Origin of the sequence: Buttiauxella sp. 3AFRM03, from assembly GCF_003675305.1 — a bacterium.
Classification (GTDB): domain Bacteria; phylum Pseudomonadota; class Gammaproteobacteria; order Enterobacterales; family Enterobacteriaceae; genus Buttiauxella; species Buttiauxella ferragutiae.
This window is the reverse complement of record NZ_CP033076.1, coordinates 4009449-4035962: the sequence shown is the minus strand read 5'-3', so window position 1 is coordinate 4035962 and position 26514 is coordinate 4009449. Positions and strand designations below refer to the sequence as shown.

Genomic DNA, 26514 nt, shown 5'->3' with positions numbered 1-26514 from the left:
TTCGGTGGGGCTTGAATCATTCACACGACTTGATCCAAATACTTAATTTCGCTCAAACAGCGCCATCGACTCCAGATGCCCGGTATGCGGGAACATGTCCAGCATTGCCAATTGGCGCAGTTGATAACCCGCTGCCAGCAATGCCTCGCTATCACGGGCAAGTGTTGTCGGATTACATGAAACATAGACCACTCGCTTAGGAGCAAGTGCGATCACGTGTTGCATGACGCCTGGTGCACCCGCTCGTGCGGGGTCGAGCAATATTTTGTCAAAACCCTGGGCAGCCCAGGGTTGACGAGTCACATCATCTTCCAGGTTTTCATGGAAGAATGTGACATTTTTCAGCGAATTATATCGAGCATTATATTCGCCTTTCGCCACTAGCGCAGCAACGCCTTCCACTCCAACGACACTTTCAGCGCGGGTTGCGAGCGGGAGCGTAAAGTTTCCCATTCCGCAGAACAGGTCCAGCACGCGGTCAGTTGGCTGAATATCCAGCCATTCAATAGCACGCGCAACCATTTGCTGGTTCACACCATCGTTCACCTGAATGAAATCGCGCGGACTGAACGTTAAGCGTAGCCCGTCTGAATGATAACAAGGCTCGTCCTCACCCAGCGCCGTGAGTGTCTCACTGTCCGGCGCTAAAAACAGCGCGACGCCAGTAGAATGCGAAAAGCGTTCCAGTTTTTGCCTGTCGTCGTCATTTAGTGCATCTAAATGACGCAACACCATCAGCGGGCCATTATCTGCAAGTACCAGTTCAACATGGCCTAAACGACGCACCGCTTTTAATGTTGATAAACATTGGTGCAAAGGTTCCAGCAATGCCTCAAGTTGGGGTTCCAAAACAGGGCAATGGTGAATATTCACCAGTTCACTGTCTTGCGACTTGCGAAATCCCATCTGTAAGGTTTGTGTTTTAGGCAGGTAATTCAACCCCAAGCGCGCACGGCGACGATAACCCCATGGCGAACCAGAAATTATTTCGTTGACCACCGCAGGGGTTTCACGCGTCCCCATCATGCGGGCAAGCGCACGGGATTTTGCTTGCTGCTGTAATTCGATGCTGGCATGTTGCTGCTGGCACCCTCCGCAAACGCCAAAGTGCGGACAACGCGGCGCAACACGTTGCGGGCTATCATTTAAACGTCGCTTAACTTTAGCCTGTGCAAAGTTACGTTTGTCATCAGTAACCGTGACTTCGACCTGTTCGCCAGGCAGTGCACCCTGGATAAAAAGCGCTTTACCGTTATGGCGGGCAACGCCCTGACCAAACGGATCAAGGTCGTTAACCGTCACGCTTATGATTTGACGAGTCGTAACCCGTCGCTTTGCAGAGTAGAATTGCGCCATGAGCCTGTATGCTCTCTCAAAATATTAACTATTGCTTCAATTGTCCCATATCGGAACCCCATGACCAACTACAGCCTGCGCGCACGCATGATGATCCTGATTCTGGCACCGACATTAATGATCGGTTTATTGCTCAGTATCTTTTTTGTCGTCCATCGCTACAACGACTTGCAGCGTCAGCTCGAAGACTCGGGTGCCAACATTATCGAGCCGCTGGCAGTTGCCAGCGAATATGGCATGAGTTTCCATAGCCGCGAATCGATACGCCAGTTGGTCAGTGTGTTGCACCGCCGCCACTCCGATATTGTGCGGGCAATTTCAGTATTCGATGAAAACAACAAGCTGTTTGTCACCTCGAATTATCAGTTAAATGCTTCGGTACTGAAGCTACCAAACCATGAAAAACCGCCGCACAGCCTGAGCATTTCACGCCACGGTGATTCAATCATTCTGCGCACGCCCATTATTTCTGAAAGTTATTCACCAGACGAATCTGAAGTGACCGACGCTAAGCCTGCGGGCAATTCGCTCGGCTATGTCGCGATTGAGCTCGACCTGAAATCGGTGCGTTTGCAGCAATACCGGGAAATTTTTATCTCGACGTTGATGATGTTGTTCTGCGTTGGCATTGCCATGCTGTTCGCTTATCGCCTGATGCGCGATGTCACAGGGCCAATCCGTAACATGGTGAATACCGTCGACCGGATACGCCGCGGTCAACTCGATAGCCGCGTCGAAGGTTTCATGCTCGGCGAATTGGATATGCTGAAAAACGGTATCAATTCGATGGCGATGTCGTTGACCGCCTATCACGAAGAGATGCAGCACAATATTGACCAGGCCACTTCTGACCTGCGCGAAACACTTGAGCAGATGGAAATCCAGAACGTTGAACTGGATCTCGCCAAGAAACGCGCGCAGGAAGCTGCACGTATTAAGTCTGAATTCCTCGCCAATATGTCGCACGAACTGCGCACGCCGCTCAATGGGGTGATTGGCTTTACTCGTTTGACGCTGAAAACAGATTTGAATGCCACCCAGCGCGACCATCTGTATACCATCGAACGTTCAGCCAATAACCTGCTCACCATCATCAATGACGTGCTGGACTTCTCCAAACTGGAAGCGGGTAAACTGATTCTGGAAAGCATTCCATTCCCGCTGCGTAATACGCTCGATGAAGTCGTGACATTGCTGGCGCATTCGGCCCATGACAAAGGTCTGGAGCTGACGCTGAACATTAAAAACGATGTGCCGGATAACGTGATTGGCGACCCACTGCGCTTGCAGCAAGTAGTGACTAACCTGGTGGGGAATGCGATTAAGTTTACCGAGAACGGCAATATTGATTTGGTGGTCGAGAAGCGCTCGCAAGGAAACAATAAAGTCCAGGTTGAGATGCGCATTCATGATACTGGTATTGGTATTCCTGAACAGGAGCAGTCGCGTCTGTTCCAGGCGTTTCGTCAGGCTGATGCCAGTATTTCACGGCGTCATGGTGGCACCGGGCTGGGGCTGGTTATCACTCAGAAATTGGTCAGTGAAATGGGCGGGGATATCTCGTTCCATAGCCAGCCAAATCAAGGTTCTACTTTCTGGTTTTATATCAATCTGGACCTGAACTCTAACGCGGTGCTGGACGGTTATTCGACCGAGAATCTGGCGGGCAAACGCATTGCGTATATCGAACAAAATGCTTCTGCGGCACAAAGCACGCTCAACATTTTAGCCAATACGCCGCTTGAGGTGGTGTATAGCCCAACGTTTACCGCCCTCGCCGAAGCGCACTACGACATTATGCTGCTCGGTATGCCGGTCACCTTCCGTGACACGCTATCCATTAAAAATCCAAAACTGGCGAAAGCCGTCACCATGACAGACTGCCTGATTCTGGCTCTGCCAAGCCATTGCCAGATTGATGCTGAATCGCTTAAAAAAGAAGGCGTTGCTGCTTGCTTACTGAAACCGGTCACCGCACCGCGTCTGCTGCCGCTGTTGGCTGAGCACATCTTCAATGCGCACCCGGCACTGGCTGATAACATTGAGAACAAAAAATTACCGCTGACGGTTATGGCCGTTGATGACAACCCAGCCAACCTAAAACTGATCGGCGCATTGCTCGATGATCATGTGCAAAACGTTGAGCTGTGTGGCAGCGGTTTACAAGCCATTGAGCGGGCAAAACAGATGCAGATAGACATCATTCTGATGGATATTCAGATGCCTGAGATGGATGGTATTCGCGCCTGCGAAGTCATTCGTCAATTGCCACACCACCAGCAAACGCCGGTTATCGCGGTGACGGCACACGCCATGGCAGGGCAAAAAGAGAAGCTGCTAAGCGCGGGTATGAACGACTATCTTGCCAAGCCAATCGAAGAGAAAAAGTTGTATAGCCTGCTGTTACGTTATCAACCGGGGGCGATAGCCGCACCTGCGTTGGTGGCGAATGTCGATTCTGCTGCGCAAACTAGTAGCCCAAACCAGACTCTTGATTGGCGACTCGCATTGCAACAAGCCGCCAACAAGCCAGATCTGGCGCGCGATCTCCTCCAGATGCTGCTGGCATTCTTACCTGAAGTCCGCAATACCGTTGAAGAACAACTGGTCGGGGAAAACCCGCAGGAGTTGGTTGATATCATTCATAAACTTCACGGAAGCTGTAGCTACAGCGGTGTGCCACGGTTGAAAAACCTCTGCCTGACGCTGGAACATGAACTGCGCAGTGGCGTGAAGCCAGAAGATCTGGAGCCTGAACTCTTTGAGCTACTCGATGAGATGAATAATGTCTCGAAAGAAGCCCAACGGATGTTCGGTTAGGCGCCGTGTGGGTGATTGATGTCGAATATCGCTAATCCGACCAGGGCGGATTCAGAAGGTTTTGTGTTTACCTATCGCAATGGTTGCCGCGATATTTCGTGCAGCCATTCGCAGATTATCTCCGGCTTCGTTCAATGCTTCATCCAGCGTACAAATGCGATACAACACGCTGAAAACTGCATCCAGGCCATGGCCGTACACCACGGCTACATCTGGCGTTAAACTTCCGGCAATCCCAATAACCGGGATATTATAGCGCTTCGCTACTTTTGCCACGCCGATCGGCACTTTGCCATGAATTGACTGGCTATCAATACGGCCTTCTCCGGTAATCACCAGATCTGCATCACGCACCAGTTCATCTAGTTTCAACGCTCTAGTGACTATCTCAATACCTTGTTGCAATTGCGCACCGCAGAAAGCAAAAAGTGCCGCGCCCATACCTCCCGCCGCACCGCCACCGGAAAGCATCATGACGTCAATATCGAGATCACGGGAAATGATTTTTGCGTAGTGCTCCAGCGCCTGGTCGAGCTTAGTGACCATTTCAGGAGTGGCGCCTTTTTGTGGGCCAAATACCGCCGACGCCCCTTCCTTGCCGGTCAACAGGTTAGTGACATCACACGCAACTTCGATACGACACGCTTTCAGCCGTTTATCCAGCCCGGAAATGTCGATGGAGGCCAGGCGCGCAACTTCCCGGCCTCCCAGTCCCAATGGCTCGCCGTCGCTGTCGAGCAAACGCGCGCCCAGCGCCTGTACCATGCCGATACCACCGTCGTTGGTAGCGCTGCCGCCAATCCCAATCAGGATACTTTGCACGCCGCTGTCGAGCGCATAACGAATCAACTCACCCGTTCCCCACGACGTGGTATTCATCGGGTTACGCAGTTCAGGTGCAACTTGCTCCAGACCACTCGCCGCTGCCATTTCGATAAAGGCTTGCTGCCGGTCGCCTGAAATTCCATAAAAAGAGTGGATAGGGTCACCCAGTGGCCCAGTGACATCCACTTCAATGATGTCACCGTTTGTTGCGGCCACCATCGCCTCAACAGTCCCTTCCCCCCATCAGCGATGGGTAACTTCACATAGCAGGCTTCAGGGAAGATTTCCCGAAACCCTGCTTCAATCTGTGTCGCTACTTCCAGAGCACTGAGGCTCTCCTTGTATGAATCTGGTGCGATTACAATTTTCATGTGCCTTCCGTCGGATGTCGCTACGCTAATCCAACCTACAAAATCTCTTTTGTAAGAAGGATTAGCTATAGTCTAACGCACCATGCAAGGTCGTTTATTATTGAAAGTCCATTGTGGGATCAAGTACTGCATAGCCATTGCGTCATCGCGCGCGCCCAGACCATGTTGCTGATAAAGCTCGTGCGCTTTCATCACTTGATCCATATCCAACTCCACGCCCAGGCCAGGGGTAGTTGGCACCTGCACCATGCCGCCTTTAATTTCGAAAGGCTGTTTTGTCAGGCGCTGATTGCCTTCCTGCCAAATCCAGTGCGTGTCGATCGCGGTGACTTTACCAGGTGCTGCGGCGGCGACATGGGTGAACATTGCCAGCGAAATGTCGAAGTGGTTGTTGGAATGCGAGCCCCAGGTCAGGCCAAATTCGTGGCACATCTGCGCGACACGTACCGAACCTTGCATGGTCCAGAAATGCGGGTCAGCCAGCGGAATATCGACTGATTGCAACGAAAGCGTGTGGCCCATCTGACGCCAATCGGTGGCAATCATATTGGTTGCGGTCGGCAGACCAGTCGCACGGCGGAATTCAGCCATAATTTCACGGCCTGAATAACCTTGTTCCGCGCCACACGGATCTTCTGCATACGCCAGCACACCCCGCAGTTGCTTGCCAATGCTAATCGCTTCGTCAAGCGACCAGGCACCGTTCGGGTCCAGCGTCACACGCGCTTGTGGGAAACGTTTTGCCAGCGCGGTCACCGCTTCGGCTTCTTCGCTACCGGCTAATACGCCACCTTTAAGTTTGAAGTCATTGAAACCATATTTTTCATAGGCCGCTTCTGCCAGGAGCACCACTGAATCGGGCGTCATCGCTTCATCGTGGCGAATGCGATACCAGTCGCATTTCTCATCAGGCTGGCTTTGATAGGACAGTGGTGTTTGTTTGCGATTGCCGACAAAGAACAAATAGCCGAGCATTTCGACTTCGCTACGCTGTTGCCCATCGCCGAGTAAAGATGCCACATTCACGCCCAAATGCTGCCCAAGCAAATCCAACATGGCCGATTCAATACCCGTCACCACGTGAATGGTGGTGCGTAAATCAAAGGTCTGTAACCCACGGCCACCAGAATCACGGTCGGCAAATTCTGCACGCACCAGGTTGAGGATATTCTTGTATTCGCCCAGAGTTTTGCCAATCACCAACGCGGCGGCTTCTTCAAGGGTCTGACGGATTTTCTCGCCACCCGGAATTTCACCCACGCCGGTATGGCCTGAGTTATCTTTGATAATCACAATATTACGGGTGAAGAATGGCGAGTGCGCACCGCTGAGGTTCATCAGCATACTGTCGTGACCCGCAACAGGAATAACCTGCATTGCGGTGACTTTCGGGGTTGAGGTTGTCATGTTATTTATTCCTTTTCATCAAGATGGATGAGTTGCGGCCAAATGCCGGGCGTTTACGATCAAACTTCCAGCCCGGCACCAGATATTGCATTGCCGTCGCGTCATTGCGCGAGCCACCCGGAAGGGATTTATACACTTCGTGGGCTTTCTGCACCTGTTCCCAGTCTAGTTCCACACCTAATCCAGGAGCGTCCGGAACAGCAATTTTGCCGTTAACGATTTGCAGCGGGTTTTTCGTCAGGCGTTGGTCACCTTCCTGCCAAATCCAGTGCGTGTCGATGGCGGTCGGTTTGCCAGGCGCCGCTGCGCCAACGTGGGTAAACATCGCCAGTGAGATGTCGAAATGATTATTGGAATGGCAACCCCACGTCAGGCCCCATTCATCGCACATCTGCGCCACACGAACAGCACCGCTGAGCGTCCAGAAATGTGGGTCGGCTAACGGGATATCGACGGCATTGAGCATGATTGCGTGGCTCATTTCACGCCAGTTGGTGGCAATCATATTGGTCGCCACCGGTAAACCTGTGGCACGGCGGAATTCAGCCATGATCTCGCGTCCGGAATAACCTTGCTCCGCACCACAGGGATCTTCAGCGTAGGTCAGCACATCGCTCATGCCTTTGCACAACGCGATGGCTTCATCGAGTAGCCATGCCCCATTCGGATCAACGGTAATTCGTGCATCCGGGAAACGCTTTTTCAGTGCACTTGCGGCATCCAGTTCTTGCTCGCCAGGCAGTACACCGCCTTTGAGTTTGAAATCTTTGAATCCATAACGGTCATGCGCAGCTTCTGCAAGCCGCACAATCGACTCGCTACCCAACGCTTCCTGATGGCGTAACTCGTACCAGTCGTGACGGGCATGTTGCCCTTCCAGATACGGTAAATCAGTTTTGTTGCGATCGCCGATATAGAACAGGTAACCCAGCACAGTGACTTCATCGCGCTGTTTGCCAGGCCCTAATAGCTCACAAACCGGGACATTCAACGCCTTGCCGAGTAAGTCGAGCAGTGCGGCTTCCAGCGCCGCCACTGCATTTACTCGTAATTCAAACGTCCATGCACCTTTACCGAAGGTATCGAAATCCGCTGCCTGGTTACCCTGGTGGACGTTTTGCACCACGCGATTCATTCGCGCAACTTCTTGCCCGACGACCTGCGGTATCGCATCCACCAGCGTCTGATAAATCACTTCGCCGCCTGGCGCTTCACCCACACCGGTATGCCCGGCGTTATCAGTGAGCACCACAATATTACGGGTGAAAAAGGCGCCGTGCGCACCGCCAATATTCAGCAGCATGCTGTCATTCCCCGCCACCGGAATGACTTTCATATCAGTAATAATCGGGCTTGCCTGAGTATTCATGATGATTGCCCTACCGTGACAGGTTTCAGTTCAACACGTTTGATATCGCCAACAATGACCAGGTAGCTCAGTACCGCGATAACTGCGTGAACCCCAACGTAGATCAGCGCGCCGTTAAATGAACCGGTTGTGCCGACAATGTAACCGATAGCAATTGGCGTCACGATGCCGGAGACATTACCGAACATGTTAAACAGGCCGCCGCTCAAGCCACTGATCTCTTTTGGTGCGGTATCGGCCATAACAGCCCAGCCCAGTGCCCCAATACCCTTGCCGAAGAACGCCATTGCCATAAAGCCGACAACCATCATTTCTGATTCGACATAGTTACAGAACACCATGCTGACGGAGAGCAACATCCCCAGTACGATTGGCGTTTTACGCGCAATATTTAACGAACCGGTGCGGCGCATCAGCCAGTCTGAAATCACACCACCGAGCACACCGCCGACAAACCCACACACCGCTGGAACAGAAGCCACAAAACCGGCTTTCAGTATCGACATCCCTTTTTCCTGTACCAGGTAAACCGGGAACCAGGTAATGAAGAAGTAAGTTAAGGCGTTGATACAATACTGGCCGATATAGATCCCAATCATCATGCGTGATCCGATCAACTGTTTGATCTGCCCCCACTTCTGCGCCATTGGGATATGTTCTTTGGCTTTCTTCTGATCCATGTTGATCAGCGCGCCGCCGGCTTCGATGTATTCCAGTTCTTTTTGATTTACGCCTGGATGGTTATTCGGCTCATGAATCACTTTTAGCCACACGAAGCTGATGATGATGCCCAGCCCGCCCATAAAGAAGAACACATGTGACCAGCCCACTTCGTGGGTCAGCCAACCCATGATTGGCGCGAAGATAACGGTGGCAAAATACTGTGCGGAGTTAAAAATGGACACCGCGGTGCCGCGTTCTTGTGCCGGGAACCACGCTGCGACGATTCGGCTGTTGCCAGGGAAAGAAGGTGCTTCGGCCAGCCCCACCAGGAAGCGCAAGGTAAACAGCGCGATGATGATGCCAAAGCCATTGAAGATGTCGACGAAACCTTGCAGCAAGGTAAACATCGACCAAATAAAGATCGACCAGAAGTAAACGCGTTTTGAACCGAATTTATCCAGCAACCAGCCGCCGGGGATTTGCCCGATGACGTATGCCCATGAAAATGCAGAGAACACATAACCCATGCCAATCGGGTCAAGGCCAATATCTTTTGCCATTTCGGAACCGGCAATCGATAGCGTGGCGCGGTCGCCATAGTTAAACGAGGTGACGATGAAGAGCATTACTACTATCCAATAACGAGCGTTGGTTCTTTTTTCAGCAACGCTCGCTGCCTGGCTAATTGTATTCATGTGGCACTCCTGAAACATAGCTTTTAGCTACAGTCCATTCTGCACTTGTAGGGTTATCAGAATGAGGTATTGGCCTGTCCACAGTATTTTTGTGAATCTGTATCTGTGGTTTTTATATTTGACCGAGAGAAAGTATATGAAGGGAGTTACAACGCCTCATCGTGCAAAGACACAAGTTTACCGCTCGCTAAATGAGCACTTTATGGCGTCTGTCCAACACGTTGCGGGATGGTTCACGATTTTTGAAACAACACTATAACCAGGAGGGGTAAATCACGTTCAGGGTTCACTGCAAAGTGGTGGATGTCGCTGGCGCTAATCCACCCAGGATATTGGCTTAATCTAACAACGCAGCCCACTGCTCAACCCATGGGTTGGAGACAGCTTCTGGCTCAGGATGATCATTGGCATCAATGGCTAACACGGTGCCAATGCGTTTTGCGCCCTGCTCTTGTAGCAAGGTATCGAATTGTTTACCGCCACCACAAAAATGTTCGTAGTTGCTGTCACCTAACGCTATCAAACCGTAACGCAATTCAGGCTGGTATCCGACTTCATCTTTAATTGCCTGAAACAGAGGGACGATGCTGTCTGGCAAATCGCCCTGACCGGTGGTTGAAGTGACAACCAGCACATATTGGTCGCGATATTTCTGCCAGTCTGCCAGCTCAGGATCTTCGAATACTGTGGCTTTATGACCTTTCTTTTTTAGAATCGCTTCGGCTTCTTCCGCCACCAACAGCGAGTTTCCGTACATTGTTCCGACAAAAATCCCCACTTCGGCCATCAGTTAACTCCTTGCGTTACGGCTGTATTATTCATCCTGGCCGTTGCTCGCCACAAACTCAACCCTTTCTATATCACTGAGCAATCCGCGCCAGCCAAACTGTGACATCATCTGCATCCAGGTATCATCAAGATTTGCCCTTAAGCATAAAGGTTCACCGGTAATCGGGTGAGTCAACGAAAGCTGACTTGCGTGCAACATTAAACGTTCACAGCCAAAATGCTCGGCAGCACCACGGTTCTGGCGCAAATCACCATGTTTGGAATCACCAATAATGGGATGGCGTAAATGCGATAAATGGCGGCGTAACTGGTGTTTTCGACCGGTTTTAGGTTCCAGTTCTACCAGGCTATAGCGTGCCGTTGGGTAGCGGCCAACCGGGACTTGCATTTCAACCGTTGCCAGACCGCGATAATGCGTAACTGCTGGTTGCGGGTCTTTATTCTGTGTCGCCTTTTTATCGGCGATTTTGTCCAGCTCTTCAACCAGCGGGTAATCAAGCACCGCTTCATCTTCCAGCCAGCCACGAGAAACCGCATGGTAGCGTTTCTGGATTTGGTGATTTTCAAATTGCTGGGATAACAAATGCGCGACTTCACTGGAAAGCGCCATCAATAAGACGCCGGAAGTGGGCCTGTCGAGACGGTGAACGGTAAAGACGTGCTTACCGATTTGGTCGCGCACGGTTTGCATCACAAACACGGTTTCATGCCTGTCCAACCAGCTTCGGTGGACTAACCAACCCGAGGGTTTGTTCACCGCCACCAGCCATTCATCCTGATAAATAATTTCCAGCATCAGGATTTGTCGCTCGCAAACAGCGCATCGAGTTCTTGCAGGGCTTTTAATAGCGGCTCACGGCCAGCGTGTGCCGCATCGAGCGCCATTTCGTAATAGGGTGCTACGGCGAAATCAGCGGGCAAAGGGTGTTGCGCCTCAATCAGGGCGTGCATACGCGGGATCAAAACCCATTGCAGCCATTCGGTCGGTTGCAGAGTATCCAGGCAAAATGGTTGCGTGCTTTCAAAGGCTTCGGCACTCGGGGCGCAGCCCTGCCAAAGTTGATGGTCACGCAAAACCTGTTCGATGATCTGTAGATGCTGGCGAACCAGCGCGTGGCGTTCCATGAAAACCTCAGGCATCAGTTAAAAAGAAGCCGGCAAGCATACCACTTCTTACTTTCATGATTTCTTAGTGCGGGTGAAAAAAGCATAAAAAAAGGGAGCACTGTATAAACAGTGCTCCCGGTTCGTTTCGCAGCTAATCCGGCTACTTTTGTTGCTCCCTGCTCGTCCGTGACAACTATGTCCTGTGGTCTCCTGACCTACAATCCATCGTACTCGCGTCCTGCTACCATCATCCTGAGGTGTTCCGGCATCGTCCTGATGCAATATCCTTTAGTCTTCCAGACCCACCGAACGTCCTGGCTCGGTTCTCATTCTCCATCCTGGAGGTGTCCCTTACTCTTCCTGAGTGCTCCTTGCTTCATCATGAAGCCTTCCGTGTAACACCATCCTGGTGTGTTCCCCTTCTTCAATGAAGTGACATCATCCTGACATCTCCTTCATTTCCCGACATCCTGTCGACGGACATAGAATCCTCTATTTCGTTCAATCTCGCAAGGCACTCACAACCAATGCTTACGTTTCCTTTCATTCAAAAGCGACAAGAAATCAACGCAACCAATTAATAAATAACAACTATTACATTAATTATCAATAAAACTCCGAATGAAAAGTTAGAGATCTCTTACAGCTTGTGTAAGAGATCTCTCACAAACTCAGCAGCGATCAACGCTTAAATGACCTGCGGTTGAAGCTCCTGAAGGAACAAACTCAATGACGGTGCGAGTGTTGTCCGCTGTTTAGTGCCGATTTTTTCCAGCACGACTTCTCCCGTGAGATTGCAAAGTGAAACCACTTCCATTTCGTCAGGCGTGGTAGCAAGGAACAGAGTCGGAGAGAGCTTCAGGCGCTTTTGTGTCACCAGATGGCCAATCAGATTTTCCTGAACGCGCTGAAAATCCTCTTCGCTCCAGGCCTGCAAAAGCGTTAATGCCTGATGACCAGACAAAGCGGGCATGTCGCCAGCATACTGAGTGGTATAAAACTGATGCGCACCAGCTTGCAGAGCTATATCCATCGCCCGTTCGACTGCGCTGAGATCGTTTGCAGGAGTAAAAGGCTGTGGTTGCCAGCGCACATCATTACCGGTTGTCGTCACGATACATGGTGAAGGTACACCATAGAGTTCTTCACTCGCGGGCCATCCCCCAGCCTGTTCACGCCATGCGTGACAAAAGCGATTCGTAAAATCTTCCAGCGCCTGACGTACGTCGTTATCCACCAATTTCTCACTCTCTCAAGGTGCGGTACAATAAAGACCAATTGTACCTGCATTCTATCGGTGACACATGTCTTATGAAAAACACCAGGCGCTGAGCGGCCTGACGCTAGGTAAGCCAACCGCTTACCAGGATCAATACCAACCGTCGTTATTACAAGCCGTACCACGTAGCCTGAATCGTGATCCACTCGGCCTACAGGCGGATAACCTACCGTTTAGTGGCGGCGATATCTGGACGCTATACGAACTGTCCTGGCTAAACAGCAACGGTTTGCCGCAGGTCGCCGTTGGGCATGTACAGCTTGATGCCAACAGCGTAAACCTGGTCGAGTCCAAAAGCTTCAAACTCTATTTGAACAGCTTTAACCAGACGCAATTTGCCGATTGGGAAGCCGTCGAAGAAGCCTTAAGACGCGATTTAAGTGCCTGTGCACAAGGCGACGTCAGCGTGGTGCTATTCCGCCTGCATGAGCTTGAAGGCCAGGAGATCGCCGCGTTCACTGGCGAGTGTATTGATGAGCAAAATATCACGATTGAGAATTACGAATTTAACGCCGATTACCTGAGCGGTGCGGCGGGCGATGAGATTGTCGAAGAAACGCTGGTCAGTCATCTGCTGAAATCCAACTGCCTGATTACCCATCAGCCGGATTGGGGCTCTGTTCAAATTCGCTACCGTGGCCCACGTATCGACCGCGAAAAGCTGCTGCGTTATCTCATTTCGTTCCGCCAGCATAACGAATTCCACGAGCAGTGTGTTGAGCGCATATTCAACGACATCCAGCATTTCTGTGCGCCGCAAAGCCTGAGCGTGTATGCACGTTACACTCGTCGCGGCGGTCTGGACATCAACCCGTGGCGTACAAATACCGATTTCCATCCGGCATTTGGCCGTCTGGTTCGTCAATAAGTGCGAAACACCTCGCAGCCTGCGGAGGGAATGTAGTTTTCAGGTTGTTAAATTCAACGCGCCAGGGCTATTGTAATCATTGGGAGCAGCACTTTACGCTTCGTAAGGAGTTAACTTGATTACACATATTAGCCCGCTAGGCTCAATGGATATGTTGTCGCAACTGGAAGTCGATATGCTTAAACGCACGGCCAGTAGCGACCTTTATCAACTGTTTCGCAATTGTTCACTTGCCGTACTTAACTCAGGAAGCCAGACGGATAGCAGTAAAGAGCTGTTGTCGCGTTACGAAAACTTCGATATCAACATTTTGCGCCGTGAGCGTGGTGTCAAACTCGAACTCATAAATCCGCCTGATGACGCTTTTGTCGATGGGCGAATCATCCGGGCTTTGCAAGCTAACCTGTTTGCCGTGTTGCGCGATATTTTGTTCGTCAACGGCCAGCTTTCTAGCGCTGGTCGCTTCCAGAATCTCGACCTGGAAGACCCTGCCAATATCACCAATATGGTGTTCTCGATTTTACGCAATGCCCGCGCACTACATGTTGGCGAAGCGCCAAACCTTGTCGTTTGCTGGGGCGGCCACTCCATTAACGAAAACGAATATCTCTATGCGCGTCGCGTCGGTACTCAATTAGGCCTGCGTGAGCTCAACATCTGTACCGGTTGTGGCCCAGGTGCGATGGAAGCGCCCATGAAAGGTGCAGCGGTGGGTCATGCGCAGCAACGTTACAGAGAAAGCCGTTTTATCGGTATGACGGAACCGTCAATTATTGCTGCTGAGCCACCAAACCCGCTGGTGAACGAGCTGATCATCATGCCGGATATCGAAAAACGCCTTGAAGCGTTTGTTCGTATCGCGCATGGCATCATCATCTTCCCGGGTGGCGTGGGTACTGCAGAAGAGCTGCTTTATCTGCTCGGTATTTTGATGAACCCGCACAATCACGATCAAGTGCTGCCATTAATTTTAACCGGACCAAAAGAGAGTGCTGATTACTTCCGCGTACTGGACGAATTTATCGTCAATACCGTGGGTGAGCAGGCGCGTCGTCATTATCAAATCATTATCGACGACCCGGCTGAAGTGGCACGTCAGATGAAAAAAGCGATGCCAAGAGTGAAAGAGAATCGCCGTGAAACTGGCGATGCTTACAGCTTTAACTGGTCGATTCGTATTGTGCCAGATCTACAACTCCCGTTTGAGCCAACCCATGAAAACATGGCTAACCTCAAGTTGTACCCGGATCAACCGGCAGAACAACTGGCCGCCTCTTTGCGCCGGGCGTTTTCTGGCATTGTTGCGGGTAACGTTAAAGAAGGTGGGATCCGCGCAATTGAACAGTACGGGCCGTATAAAATCCACGGCGACGTACAAATGATGAAGCGCATGGACGATCTGCTGAAAGGCTTTGTTGCCCAGCACCGCATGAAATTACCAGGCAGTGCCTACATTCCTTGCTACGAAATCTGTACCTGAATCCCCAGGGCGGAGCAACTCCGCCCTTTTTTTTCCTGAATTTCTCCCACTTTTTCTGACAAATTACCGTCAATTCCTCCAACCATAGTGTTACCGGTATCAGCATATTCATCTACACAAAAGGTGATGATTTTGTGCGCACTCGTTCCAGAAACCGTGTTTATACAGACAATTACGCTACACGATAAAAATGAAACGACGGTTTATTATCTAAAATAAAACACTTTTAAGGGTATAAATATCAATCAAAATCTCAAATGCAGACATAAAAACTGCAAAAAAACCACACAAATAGTGGATTCTTACAATTGCGATCTTGATCACTGATGAATTGACGTCATGAATGTATCTTTCCGCCCTCTGATTATCACTGGCAAAAATTACTATAAAAGCGCCGTGAAACAGCATTTAGTTTCAGTGGTCAATGGCAATACATCGCGGTTGACTCAGATTTCGAATCAATATGTTCCTTTGGAGAAGTAGTAGATGGAAACCACTCAAACCGGCAGTATTGCCGCAGCCGAGAGCAAAAGCTCATGGCGCAAGTCCGATACCATGTGGATGCTGGGCCTGTATGGCACAGCGATTGGCGCAGGCGTATTATTCCTGCCAATTAACGCCGGCGTTGGCGGCCTGATTCCGCTGTTCATCATGGCGATTCTGGCATTCCCGATGACCTTCTTCGCCCACCGCGGGCTGACTCGCTTCGTGCTGTCAGGCAAAAACCCTGGTGAAGACATTACTGAAGTTGTTGAAGAACACTTCGGTGTGGGGGCAGGTAAAGTCATCACTCTGCTTTATTTCTTTGCTATCTACCCGATTCTGCTGGTCTACAGCGTAGCAATCACCAATACCGTCGATAGCTTCATCACTCACCAGTTGGGTATGGTTTCACCGCCACGTGCGCTGTTATCTCTGCTGCTAATCGTTGGCCTGATGACCATCGTTCGTTTCGGCGAGCAGATGATTGTTAAAGCGATGAGCATTCTGGTGTTCCCGTTTGTTGCCGCACTGATGGTTCTGGCGTTGTATCTGATTCCTAACTGGAGCAGTGCCGCATTTGAAACTATGTCTTTCAGCGCCTCACCGGCAACAGGCAGCGGCCTGTGGATGACTTTGTGGCTGGCAATCCCAGTGATGGTGTTCTCCTTCAACCACTCACCTATCATTTCTGCTTTTGCGGTAGCAAAACGTAATGAATACGGCGAAGACGCTGAGAAGAAATGTTCTCGCATCCTGTCATACGCACACATCATGATGGTGATTACCGTGATGTTCTTCGTATTCAGCTGCGTACTGAGCCTGTCTCCAGCAAACCTGGCTGAAGCAAAAGCACAGAACATCTCAATTCTGTCTTACCTGGCTAACCACTTTAACGCGCCAGTTATTGCCTGGATGGCACCGATTATCGCGATTGTGGCCATTACCAAATCCTTCCTCGGCCACTACTTAGGTGCGCGTGAAGGCTTCAACGGGATGATTATCAAATCCCTGCGTGGTAAAGGTAAGAGCATTGAAGTGAGTAAACTGAACCGCATTACCGCGATCTTTATGCTGGTGACAACATGGATTGTTGCCACTCTGAACCCAAGCATTCTGGGTATGATTGAAACCCTCGGCGGCCCAATCATCGCGATGATTCTGTTCCTGATGCCGATGTACGCGATTCAGAAAGTCCCAGCCATGCGCAAATACAGTGGTCATATCAGTAATGTATTTGTGGTAATTATGGGTCTGGTCGCTATTTCTGCTATCTCTTACTCTTTATACTCTCTGTTCATCTAACCGCTCTAAACCGCCTGCTCATGCGGGCGGTTTTTTCGCTTCTAAAGTTACTCAGGCAACGGACGCAACATGATTAGCGTATTCGATATTTTCAAAATCGGTATTGGCCCATCCAGTTCCCATACCGTCGGCCCGATGAAAGCCGGTTTTCAATTTGCTGACGATTTGAAAACGCAAGGGATTTTGCACAACGTCACCCGTGTCGTCGTAGATGTCTACGGTTCACTTTCCCTCACCGGTAAAGGTCACCATACCGATATCGCCATTATTATGGGCCTGGCAGGTAATCTGCCGGACACTGTCGATATCGATGCTATCCCTGATTTCATTCAGGATGTGAATACACACGGTCGTCTGCTGTTAGCCAACGGTCAGCATGAAGTGGAATTCCCGGTCGATAGCTGCATGAACTTCCACGAAGACAACCTTTCACTGCATGAAAACGGGATGCGCATTACCGCGCTCGCGGGCGAAAGCGTTATCTACAGCCAAACGTATTACTCTATCGGCGGCGGTTTTATCGTTGATGAAGCGCATTTTGGTGTGGAAGACACTCAACAAGTTGCCGTCCCGTATCCGTATAAAAGCGCGGTTGATTTACAGCGTCATTGCAAAGATACCGGGCTTTCGCTGTCTGGTTTGATGATGCTTAACGAACGTGCAATGCGCCCACAGGCTGAAATCGACGCGCACTTTGCCAATGTCTGGGATGTGATGCGCAGCGGTATTGAACGTGGTATCACCACCGAAGGCGTGCTACCGGGGAAGATGCGCGTACCTCGTCGTGCTGCGGCATTGCGCAGAATGTTGGTCAGCAGCGATAAGAACAACTCCGATCCAATGGCAGTTGTCGACTGGATTAACATGTTTGCACTGGCGGTGAACGAAGAAAACGCCGCAGGTGGGCGTGTTGTCACCGCACCGACTAACGGCGCTTGCGGTATCGTTCCTGCGGTTCTGGCCTATTACGACAAATTTATCCGTGAAGTGAACACTAACTCTTGTGCACGATACTTCCTTGCCGCAGGTGTAATTGGTTCGTTGTATAAGATGAATGCTTCGATTTCAGGAGCCGAAGTGGGCTGCCAGGGCGAAGTTGGCGTGGCCTGTTCAATGGCGGCGGCGGGTCTTGCTGAGTTACTGGGCGGTAGCCCTACTCAGGTTTGTATTGCGGCTGAAATTGGTATGGAACACAACCTCGGTCTGACTTGCGACCCGGTTGCCGGACAAGTTCAGGTACCATGCATCGAGCGTAATGCGATTGCTGCGGTGAAAGCAGTGAATGCGGCTCGTATGGCACTGCGCCGTACCAGTGAACCACGAGTCTGTCTCGATAAAGTCATTGAAACGATGTACGAAACTGGCAAGGACATGAACGCCAAATACCGTGAAACATCACGCGGTGGCCTGGCGATGAAAGTTTCCTGCGATTAGGGATCATTGCCCTCACCCCGCCCCTCTCCCACGGGAGAGGGAGAAAACCGCACAATCCCCTCTCCTTTAGGATCTGTCTCTTATACACAACTCGCCCTGGCAATTTTGTCAGGGTAAGATCTGCAAGCCTCGCTGATTTTCCGTTCACCCGTGCGTTCAGTTATCTCTTTAATTCTAGAAAACGGTGAACGTATCAAGGTGTTAACGCCAACCCCTTGATAATCCAGGCGCCCGGAAAATCAATCGCCGGGAGTCCGGGTTCTTAGGGTGACGACGGTGGTTACCCTAAGACGTTCACCGGTTCCGTGGCGACATAAATACACTTTCGCCTGGTGAACGGAACCTTCTCCGGCTTGGCAGGAAGCGGCCCTCAAAGATGTGACTAAAAGACAGCCTTTAGGATAGGGAGAAAACTGGACAATCCCCTCTCCTTTGGGAGAGGGTTAGGGTGAGGGGAAACAAACAACTCCTCACCCAAAAATCGACTAGCGCAAGTCGCCTACCTTCACGTGATCCATATCATCGAACACCTGATTCTCACCCACCATACCCCAGATAAATGTGTACGCACGCGTACCCACACCTGAGTGAATTGACCAGCTCGGGGAAATCACAGCTTGCTCATTCTGCATCACGATGTGACGAGTTTCTTGCGGCTGGCCCATCATGTGGAAGACACAGCTATCTTGTTCCAGACCGAAGTAGAAATAAACTTCCATACGGCGCTCATGCGTGTGGCAAGGCATGGTGTTCCACAGGTTACCTGGTTCCAGCTCGGTCAAACCCATGCTCAACTGGCAGGTTTCCAGCACATCTGGAACGAAGTATTTGTTAATAGTACGACGGTTGCTGGTAACGCTGTCGCCCAAAGTCACCGGAGCAACATCGGCTGGAGTCACACGCTTAGTTGGGTAAGTGGTATGAGCAGGAGCACAGTTGTAATAGAAACGTGCAGGGTTTGCCGGATCAATGCTGGCAAACACCACTTCTTTAGCGCCTTTACCCACATATAAACCATCGCGGGTACCGATTTCATAGCAAGTCCCATCGACAGTAATGGTGCCCTGGCCGCCAATGTTGATAACCCCCAGCTCGCGACGCTCAAGGAAGTAGCTTACGCCCAACTGCTTACCGACTTCACCGCCAACACTCACAGTGCGAGTGACGGGCATGACACCACCAACAATGATGCGGTCGATGTGGCTGTAAGTCATGGTGTACTCATCAGCGGTAAAGATGGTTTCAATCAGAAACTCTTTACGTAAGCCCGCAGTATCCAGGGTTTTTGCATGATCACTATGAATGCTTTGACGAATGTCCATTACTTTTCCTTACTGGGATTAATGAGCGTAATAAAAGAAACACTCATTACTATTAATAAAAATTTAGCAATTAAAATATTGTTGATCACAAAGAATCCACATTTAACCGCACCACTTAGACAGTTTATCACCTGAATAGAAAAATAATGTGATCCAAATTGAAATATCGTTTCAATTTGATTGAATCATCATTCCAATGGATGGATAGTTTGTCTGGAGAGATCATCACCGAGGCATGATGCTACGGTAAATCACTCGATAAGGTTAATGAAACAGCCATTCAGAGCAAACAACATCACTGACCTGACACTCTATACAACCAAGGAATACAAACGGCTCTCACCGTTAATTATTACGAAATTTTTTCATTAACACTTTGTATATAATGAAAAAATAATAAGGAATTACCATGAAAATTAAAGCCACCATTGAACGCATTCCTGGTGGGATGATGCTAGTCCCGTTGTTACTTGGGGCAATGCTGAATACTTTCGCTCCAGACACTGGCGCATATTTTGGTTCATTTACTAAAGGGATGATCACTGGCACCGTTCCCATTCTGGCGGTTTGGTTCTTCTGTATTGGAGCCTCTATAGATCTACGTGCAACCGGCACGGTACTGCGTAAGTCCGGTACGCTGGTTCTGACTAAAATTGCCGTGGCCTGGGTTGTGGCAATGGTTGCCGCCTCGTTTATTCCTGAAGGTGGCATTCAGACGGGGATGTTTGCAGGTTTGTCTGTTCTGGCCCTCGTTTCTGCGATGGACATGACCAACGGCGGCCTGTATGCGAGCCTGATGAACCAGTATGGTACTAAAGAAGAATCGGGTGCTTTTGTTCTGATGTCGCTGGAATCTGGCCCACTGATGACCATGGTTATTCTGGGTGCAGCCGGTCTGGGCTCTTTTGAACCGCACCACTTTATCGGTGCAACCCTGCCATTCCTGATTGGTTTTGCATTAGGTAACCTTGACCACGATTTCCGTACTTTCTTCAGCAAAGCAACGCCGGTACTGATTCCATTCTTCGGCTTTGCGCTGGGTAACACCATCAACCTGGGTGTGATTTGGGACACTGGCCTGCTAGGTATCATTCTGGGTGTGGCAGTTATCATTATCACCGGTATTCCGTTGATTCTGGCAGATAAATTCATTGGTGGCGGCAACGGTACAGCAGGTATCGCCGCCTCTTCCGCAGCAGGTGCTGCAGTGGCAAACCCGGTAATCATTGCGCAGATCAACCCATCATTTGCACCGGTTGCAGCTTCAGCAACAGCGCTGGTTGCAGCCAGCGTGATTGTGACCGCGATTCTGGTGCCAATTATTACCGCACTGTATTCAAAACGTATGGGTGGTACTGCCAAAAATAATAATGACGATGAGCCAGTCGAGTTATCTCATTAATATTGTTCTTTAATTGCATAATAAAATGGAGCCTTTCGGCTCCATTTTTTATTTTATAGCGCGGACTTCAGTCGCTGAACAGCATCATAAAGCTGTTCTTCTGTGGCCGTAGCGTAAGAGAAACGCAGCGTTTTTTTGTCTGCATGATCGCTAAAGAAGAACTCACCAGGCACATACACCACGCCTTTTTCCAGTGTCTGCTGTAACCAACGCGTGGTATCAAATTCATAGCGGAAAGCTGCCCACAGGAACATCCCGCCCTGCGGCTGGTTAAAGGTAATGTGCTCGCTCAGTTCCTGATGTAAGAACTTCGATAAACTCAAGCACTTCTTCTTATACGCTTCGCGAATCAGCTCAATCTGCGGGTTCAGACGATCCAGCGTGAGGTACGCCGATACCAGTGATTGCGTAAATGAGTTGGCGTGCAAATCGGTAGCTTGTTTAATGATAGCCACTTTTTGCTTCATCCACTCTGGCAGCACAATCCAGCCAACACGCAGCCCTGGCGCCAGGATTTTAGAAAACGTCGAGGTATAAACCACGTTTTCCTGGCTGCCACGTTCAGTGGCGACTTGCAGCAAGGTTTTCTCACGGGTATCGGTAAAGCTAATCGCACCGTACGGGTCATCTTCAACGATGACGAAATGATGCTCTTCGGCCAGTTTGACCAGTTGCTCACGACGGCTGGCACTCAACGTTGTGCCGCTTGGGTTACCGAACGTTGGCACCAGATAGACGCCTTTGATACGCGTGGTTTTCAGCAATTCCTCAAGCTCATCGACTTTCATACCGTGCTCGTCGCTGCCAACTGATTTCACATCGGCTTCATTCAGGCTGAGAATTTGCAGTGTTGCCAGATAAGTCGGGCGTTCAACAACAAAAACATCGCCAGGGTTCACTAACGCACGCATCAACAAATCCAGTGCTTGCTGTGAACCAGAGGTAATCAGCAGCTGCTCCGGGTTGGTGGTAATTCCCCGTTCCTGGCACAACCCGACTAATTGCTGACGCAATTCGACAGTACCTTCAGTCAAACCGTACTGAAACGCGTCGTTAAAGTTCTCAGCGACCACTTTTTGTGTCGCAATGCCCAGACCTTCTTTATCGAATAACTCACTGGAAGGAATGCCACCAGCAAGGGAAATAACGCCTGGCATTTTGCTGTGCTTTAACAATTCTCTGATTGCTGAAGGTTGTAGGGCCTGAATACGTTGTGCAAGGTGTGAACTATGACTCATGTTGTTATCTCTGATTTTTTATTCATTAAAAATATCCCCATCATCCTTCAAGCCGCAGGGGTGTTGGCTGCAACTCGAATGCTAATGGGTATTACATAGCAACCTAATTTGTTAGCAATGTATTTATTGCGAGCGGCTTTCCTGAATCAACCTTTCGTATTCGCGGTCACCCCACAGAAATGTTAGTGTGTGCAAAGCGAATGTTGAAAGCGAAATATCCATGATGATTCATTTACTTATCGTTGATGCCCTGAATTTAATACGCCGGATTCATGCGGTTCAAGGCTCACCCTGCGTTGATACTTGCCTGCACGCTCTGGATGCGCTGATAACACACAGTCAGCCCACCCACGCTGTCGCCGTGTTTGATGACGAGGACCGCCGCGAAGGCTGGCGACATCAGGTCTTGCCAGACTATAAAGCTGGCCGTGCGCCAATGCCAGATACCTTACATCAAGAAATGCCAATATTACGTGCAGCCTTCGCCAAAAGAGGCGTGGCGTGTTGGCATTCTCAAGGAAATGAAGCAGATGATCTGGCAGCAACCCTCGCTGTAAAAGTAGCAGCAAGTGGGCATCGCGCCACCATTGTCTCGACTGATAAAGGTTTTTGCCAGTTACTCGCGCCAACCATTCAAATCCGCGACTATTTCCAAAAACGCTGGCTCGACGCGCCGTTTATTGCGCAGGAATATGGCGTGCAGCCTGAACAGCTCGCTGATTTCTGGGGACTTGCGGGGATAAGCAGCAGCAAAATTTCCGGCGTTCCGGGGATCGGGCCGAAAAGTGCCACACAACTGATCACTCAATTTTCTACGCTGGAAGCACTGTACGAACGGCTGGATGAAGTCCCGGAGAAGTGGCGTAAGAAGTTAGAACAGCATCGGGAAAGTGCTTTTATCAGCCGCCAGGTGGCAAAGTTGCAGACGGACCTGGTGCTTGATGGGAATTTGCAGCAGTTACGTTTACCAGGTGGAACGCCCTCACCCTAGCCCCCACCCACAGGAAGAGGGAACCGTCTGGTTTTCCCCCTCTCCCTGAGGGAGAGGGCCGGGGTGAGGGTGATTAAATTAACGCTCGTCGCGACGGCCGCCCACTGCAGCCCACATACGGCGCACGTGTACAGTCACCTCTTCACGGTCATGGTACAACTGGCGTGCCTGAATCTCGGCGCTGATACCATGTTCTGCCAGTTTTTCATGAATCAACGCCAGGTTTTGCGACACTTCTTCATAGCGCTTCTTCATTGGCAACTTGAGGTTGAAAATGGTTTCGCGACACCAGCCATTCACTAACCACGTCGCCATCAGACTCGCCACTTTCGCCGGTTTCTCAACCATGTCGCAAACCATCCAGGAAATGTTGTTGCGGGTTGGCTTATATTTAAAACCATCTTCCTGCAACCAGGTCACTTGCCCGGTGTCCATCAGGCTTTGCGCCATTGGGCCGTTATCGACGGAACAAACCCACATGTTGCGTTGCGTTAATTGGTAAGTCCAACCGCCAGGACAGGCTCCAAGGTCAACGGCGTGCATCCCGTTTGCCAGACGCTCGTCCCACTCATCAGCAGGAATGAAAGTATGGAAAGCTTCTTCCAGTTTCAGCGTTGAACGGCTTGGTGCCTCGGAAGGCAATTTCAGACGCTGGATGCCCATATAGAAAGGCGAGTTGTTCGTGGTATACGAATAACCGGTGTAGCAGCAACCCGGTGCAATAAAGAACACATGCACTACCGGGCGTTTTGGCGTTTCGTAGTTGGTCAGAATACCGGCTTCGCGCAGGCTGGTGCGCAATGGCACTGTCAGCTTACGGCAGAACTTCATCAGTTCTTTGCTTTCATTGGTATCGGCCACTTCCACGCGTAGATCGCCGCCTTTCTCGACCATACCCGTCAACATGCCGGTGATCGGTGTAATGCGATCGTCGGTTGGAAGATCTTTAAGCAGTTCACTGGCAACGAACATTTGACGGGCAAAGATCAAATCCCTGAACGGCAATTCACGCGCCAGTTTGTCAGCATCATCTTGCTGATAACATTCGTAAACCACATAACCGCTGTTTTCTTTTACACGTGCAAAACCGTACACGCCACGCTGGTTGGCTTTATCGGTAATCTCTGCCGCACACTCTTTCTCAAAACCTTGTCGGCAGTACAAAATAACTTTATTCATGGCTTGCGCCCCTACGTTTCAGGCGCATTGCACCAATCAACATCAAGATCCAACCGGCGAGAAAACTCATCCCACCGACGGGAGTAACAAACGCCCACAGGCGTAAGTGAGACAGCGCCAGGCAATAAAGACTGCCGCTGAATAGAACAGTACCGAGCGCCATAAATACGCTGCTCCAGTAAAACCAAATGCTGATCCGGCGCTGCATGGCAACGGCCAGACCAAAAATCGCTAATGTATGAAATGCTTGATATTCGAGACCGGTTTGAATCCACCCCATCTCAACAACACCAAGCGTTTTGCTTAATACATGTGCCCCAAAGGCGCCGAGGGCGACAAAGATAAAACCGCTAATCGCAGTAAAAATCAGCATGAATCGGCTGGTCATGGTGTAACCCTAAAGTAAGGCGTAGTGGCATGCCTACGCACTGGTTTGCTTATTGATCGTAGCGAAAACGGAATTTTTCTTGTTCGCTCGCGGTTTTCGCCAGAATCCACTGCCTGAAGGCCGCTATTTTACCCAGTTCTGCCTGGCTGTCATGACAAACAAGATAAAAGGCATTTTTACTCACCAGAACATCATTGAATGGGCAAACCAAACGACCCGCTTCAATTTCCGATTGCGCCATCACATTATTTGCTAAAGCAATGCCTTGCCCGTGAATCGCAGCCTGCAGCACCATCGCGCTGTGGCTAAATATCGGACCTTGCTGCACATTGATATGGCTTACCCCCAATTGGCGGGTGTAGGTCTGCCAGTCACGACGAGACGCATCATGCAGCAAAGTATGATGGGCTAAATCTTCTGGGGTTTTGATCGGCTTGTCGCCCGTTAACAGCATGGGTGAACAAACCGGTAGCAGATACTCTGCGTACAGTTTTTCCACACGCAAGCCCGGCCAGTTGCCGCGTCCGTAAAAAATCGCGACGTCGACATCATCTGAAAGTTTATCTTCCTGACGGTCAACCGCCTGTATACGAACGTCGATTCCCGGATAAGCTGTATTAAAGCTAGTGAGGCGTGGCACTAACCAATGAATGGCAAAACTTGGCAACAGACTGACCGTTAACGCCCCCTTGGCGCTACGAGCCTGCAGCTTACGAGTGGCCTCGGTTAACTGTGAGAATATCTCTTTGATGTCCAGATAGTAACTCTGCCCTTCTTCCGTCAGCAGCAACGAGCGGTTGCGACGACGAAACAATTTTAGGCCCAGAAAATCCTCCAGGGACTTTATCTGGTGGCTCACGGCGGCCTGAGTCACGAATAATTCTTCGGCCGCTTTAGTAAAACTCAGGTGACGAGCTGCAGCATCAAAGACACGTAAGGCATTTAAAGGTGGCAAACGCTTGGACATAGTTGATTGGCTTAAATGTTAAAGTCTATTAACAAATAGGTGAACTTAATTAACCTATTAGTTTTTTTTATCTGAGCCATTATAAATTGTCCGTTGAGGATGCACCAGCAAATACCTATAGTGGCGTCACTTCCTGAGCCGGAACGAAAAGTTATCTGGAATGCGTGTTTCGGAGGGCTTTTGGCTTACGGTTGTGATGTTGTGTTGTTGTGTTTGCAATTGGTCTGGCATTCCAGACCCCGGTAGCTTCGCTACCCCTTTTTCACTTCCTGTACATTTACCCTGTCTGTCCATAGTGATTAATGTAGCACCGCTAATTGCGGTGCTTTTTTTTGCCTGTAGTTTGAGTAATCTGTAGTTTGAACAACCTGAAGTTTGAGCAAAAAGATTACTGTTCCAACTCAACCATCTCTTTGACGTCAGTACGGTTAATCTGCTGTTTGTTCCCATTAGCATCTTTGTACTGAATCATCCCTGTCTCGTCATCGGTGTGAGGTTTGCCATCAGCGACGATGCTTCGACCATCATTGGTGTGCATCACGTAGTTCGGGCTTGAACATGCTGAAAGAGCAAGAACCATTAGACCTGCTGATACTGCTGCGGCTGCCTTGTTCATATTCTTCTCCTTAGTAGCGATTAATGCTGATTAACTCTTAAAAATAACCAGGGTGAAAGATTCACCTAACATTATTCAGCATAACCCTCTTTCACGAGCTTGCCTGGCTAAGCAGACTATTCCGAAGGTCATTGATCCCTTGTGCGATTAAGACAAATGCGCC

At 50.1% G+C, this 26514-nt stretch carries 21 protein-coding genes and 1 pseudogene; 7 read left to right on the top strand and 15 right to left on the bottom strand.

The genetic code is table 11. From position 1 onward, the window contains the following. Positions 1 to 42 precede the first annotated feature (42 nt). Entirely contained in the window at positions 43 to 1356 is a 1314-nt protein-coding gene (rlmD, locus tag D8682_RS20270) for a 23S rRNA (uracil(1939)-C(5))-methyltransferase RlmD (protein ID WP_121815008.1), read from the bottom strand. A gap of 60 nt (positions 1357 to 1416) precedes the next feature. Here rlmD and barA point away from each other — a divergent pair, with 60 nt between their 5' ends. Next, positions 1417 to 4176: a two-component sensor histidine kinase BarA gene (gene barA, locus D8682_RS20265; protein ID WP_121815007.1), complete on the top strand. Its 2760-nt coding sequence runs from the start codon at positions 1417 to 1419 to the stop codon at positions 4174 to 4176. Between the two features lie 51 nt (positions 4177 to 4227). Here barA and D8682_RS20260 read toward each other — a convergent pair. The 8 genes and pseudogenes from D8682_RS20260 to syd form a co-directional block, all read right to left on the bottom strand. Further along, positions 4228 to 5372 (bottom strand): annotated as a pseudogene (locus D8682_RS20260) (glycerate kinase). 72 nt (positions 5373 to 5444) lie between these two features. Beyond that, positions 5445 to 6779: a glucarate dehydratase gene (gudD, locus tag D8682_RS20255; protein ID WP_121815006.1), complete on the bottom strand. Its 1335-nt coding sequence runs from the start codon at positions 6777 to 6779 to the stop codon at positions 5445 to 5447. A gap of 1 nt (position 6780) precedes the next feature. Further along, positions 6781 to 8148, bottom strand: coding sequence for an enolase C-terminal domain-like protein (locus D8682_RS20250; RefSeq protein ID WP_121815005.1), 1368 nt, complete (start codon positions 8146 to 8148; stop codon positions 6781 to 6783). Beyond that, positions 8145 to 9506: an MFS transporter gene (locus D8682_RS20245; protein ID WP_064543859.1), complete on the bottom strand. Its 1362-nt coding sequence runs from the start codon at positions 9504 to 9506 to the stop codon at positions 8145 to 8147. Before D8682_RS20245 ends, D8682_RS20250 begins: the two co-directional genes overlap by 4 nt. 337 nt (positions 9507 to 9843) lie before the next feature. Beyond that, positions 9844 to 10293 (bottom strand): flavodoxin, encoded by a 450-nt coding sequence (locus D8682_RS20240; RefSeq protein WP_064543857.1) that lies wholly within the window; start codon positions 10291 to 10293, stop codon positions 9844 to 9846. A gap of 27 nt (positions 10294 to 10320) precedes the next feature. Further along, entirely contained in the window at positions 10321 to 11091 is a 771-nt protein-coding gene (gene truC, locus D8682_RS20235; RefSeq protein ID WP_064543856.1) for a tRNA pseudouridine(65) synthase TruC, read from the bottom strand. After that, on the bottom strand, positions 11091 to 11420 hold the full coding sequence (locus tag D8682_RS20230) for a YqcC family protein (RefSeq protein WP_121815004.1): 330 nt from the start codon (positions 11418 to 11420) through the stop codon (positions 11091 to 11093). Before D8682_RS20230 ends, truC begins: the two co-directional genes overlap by 1 nt. Positions 11421 to 12090: 670 nt before the next feature. Next, on the bottom strand, positions 12091 to 12639 hold the full coding sequence (syd, locus tag D8682_RS20225) for a SecY-interacting protein (protein WP_064543852.1): 549 nt from the start codon (positions 12637 to 12639) through the stop codon (positions 12091 to 12093). Between the two features lie 67 nt (positions 12640 to 12706). Between syd and queF the strand changes: the two genes are divergently transcribed. The 4 genes from queF to D8682_RS20200 all read left to right on the top strand — a co-directional run bounded on the left by queF (position 12707) and on the right by D8682_RS20200 (position 18248). Next, positions 12707 to 13549: an NADPH-dependent 7-cyano-7-deazaguanine reductase QueF gene (gene queF / locus D8682_RS20220; protein WP_121815003.1), complete on the top strand. Its 843-nt coding sequence runs from the start codon at positions 12707 to 12709 to the stop codon at positions 13547 to 13549. Between the two features lie 115 nt (positions 13550 to 13664). Continuing rightward, on the top strand, positions 13665 to 15029 hold the full coding sequence (gene ppnN, locus D8682_RS20215; protein WP_121815002.1) for a nucleotide 5'-monophosphate nucleosidase PpnN: 1365 nt from the start codon (positions 13665 to 13667) through the stop codon (positions 15027 to 15029). Between the two features lie 486 nt (positions 15030 to 15515). Next, positions 15516 to 16814 carry an HAAAP family serine/threonine permease gene (locus D8682_RS20205; RefSeq protein WP_064543846.1) on the top strand — a complete coding sequence of 433 codons (1299 nt, stop codon included), beginning with the start codon at positions 15516 to 15518 and terminating at the stop codon, positions 16812 to 16814. 69 nt (positions 16815 to 16883) lie between these two features. Beyond that, entirely contained in the window at positions 16884 to 18248 is a 1365-nt protein-coding gene (locus D8682_RS20200; RefSeq protein WP_121815000.1) for an L-serine ammonia-lyase, read from the top strand. 485 nt (positions 18249 to 18733) lie between these two features. On the opposite strand, the gene kduI is transcribed toward D8682_RS20200, so the two are convergent. Continuing rightward, positions 18734 to 19570, bottom strand: a complete 837-nt coding sequence (gene kduI, locus D8682_RS20195; RefSeq protein WP_120063204.1) for a 5-dehydro-4-deoxy-D-glucuronate isomerase — start codon at positions 19568 to 19570, stop codon at positions 18734 to 18736. A gap of 409 nt (positions 19571 to 19979) precedes the next feature. On the opposite strand from kduI, the gene kdgT reads away from it, so the two are divergent. Further along, complete coding sequence (kdgT, locus tag D8682_RS20190; RefSeq protein WP_121814999.1) at positions 19980 to 20972, top strand: 2-keto-3-deoxygluconate transporter; 993 nt, start codon at positions 19980 to 19982, stop codon at positions 20970 to 20972. Positions 20973 to 21025: 53 nt separating this feature from the next. Here kdgT and D8682_RS20185 read toward each other — a convergent pair whose 3' ends face one another. Next, positions 21026 to 22210 (bottom strand): PLP-dependent aminotransferase family protein, encoded by a 1185-nt coding sequence (locus D8682_RS20185; RefSeq protein WP_064543837.1) that lies wholly within the window; start codon positions 22208 to 22210, stop codon positions 21026 to 21028. A gap of 220 nt (positions 22211 to 22430) precedes the next feature. Between D8682_RS20185 and xni the strand changes: the two genes are divergently transcribed. Next, the gene (xni, locus tag D8682_RS20180; RefSeq protein WP_064543844.1) at positions 22431 to 23201 is read left to right on the top strand and encodes a flap endonuclease Xni; all 771 of its coding nucleotides are present in this window, start codon (positions 22431 to 22433) and stop codon (positions 23199 to 23201) included. A 78-nt stretch (positions 23202 to 23279) separates the two neighbouring features. On the opposite strand, the gene rlmM is transcribed toward xni, so the two are convergent. The 4 genes from rlmM to D8682_RS20160 all read right to left on the bottom strand — a co-directional run bounded on the left by rlmM (position 23280) and on the right by D8682_RS20160 (position 26351). Beyond that, positions 23280 to 24380, bottom strand: a complete 1101-nt coding sequence (gene rlmM / locus D8682_RS20175) for a 23S rRNA (cytidine(2498)-2'-O)-methyltransferase RlmM (protein WP_064543835.1) — start codon at positions 24378 to 24380, stop codon at positions 23280 to 23282. Further along, a complete protein-coding gene (locus tag D8682_RS20170; protein WP_064543833.1) occupies positions 24373 to 24768 on the bottom strand; it encodes a DUF423 domain-containing protein in 396 nt (131 codons plus the stop codon). The genes rlmM and D8682_RS20170 overlap by 8 nt, the downstream gene beginning before the upstream one ends. Positions 24769 to 24817: 49 nt before the next feature. After that, positions 24818 to 25735 carry a glycine cleavage system transcriptional regulator GcvA gene (gcvA, locus tag D8682_RS20165; protein ID WP_064543831.1) on the bottom strand — a complete coding sequence of 306 codons (918 nt, stop codon included), beginning with the start codon at positions 25733 to 25735 and terminating at the stop codon, positions 24818 to 24820. A gap of 388 nt (positions 25736 to 26123) precedes the next feature. After that, positions 26124 to 26351, bottom strand: a complete 228-nt coding sequence (locus tag D8682_RS20160; RefSeq protein ID WP_064543829.1) for a YgdI/YgdR family lipoprotein — start codon at positions 26349 to 26351, stop codon at positions 26124 to 26126. Positions 26352 to 26514 lie beyond the last annotated feature (163 nt).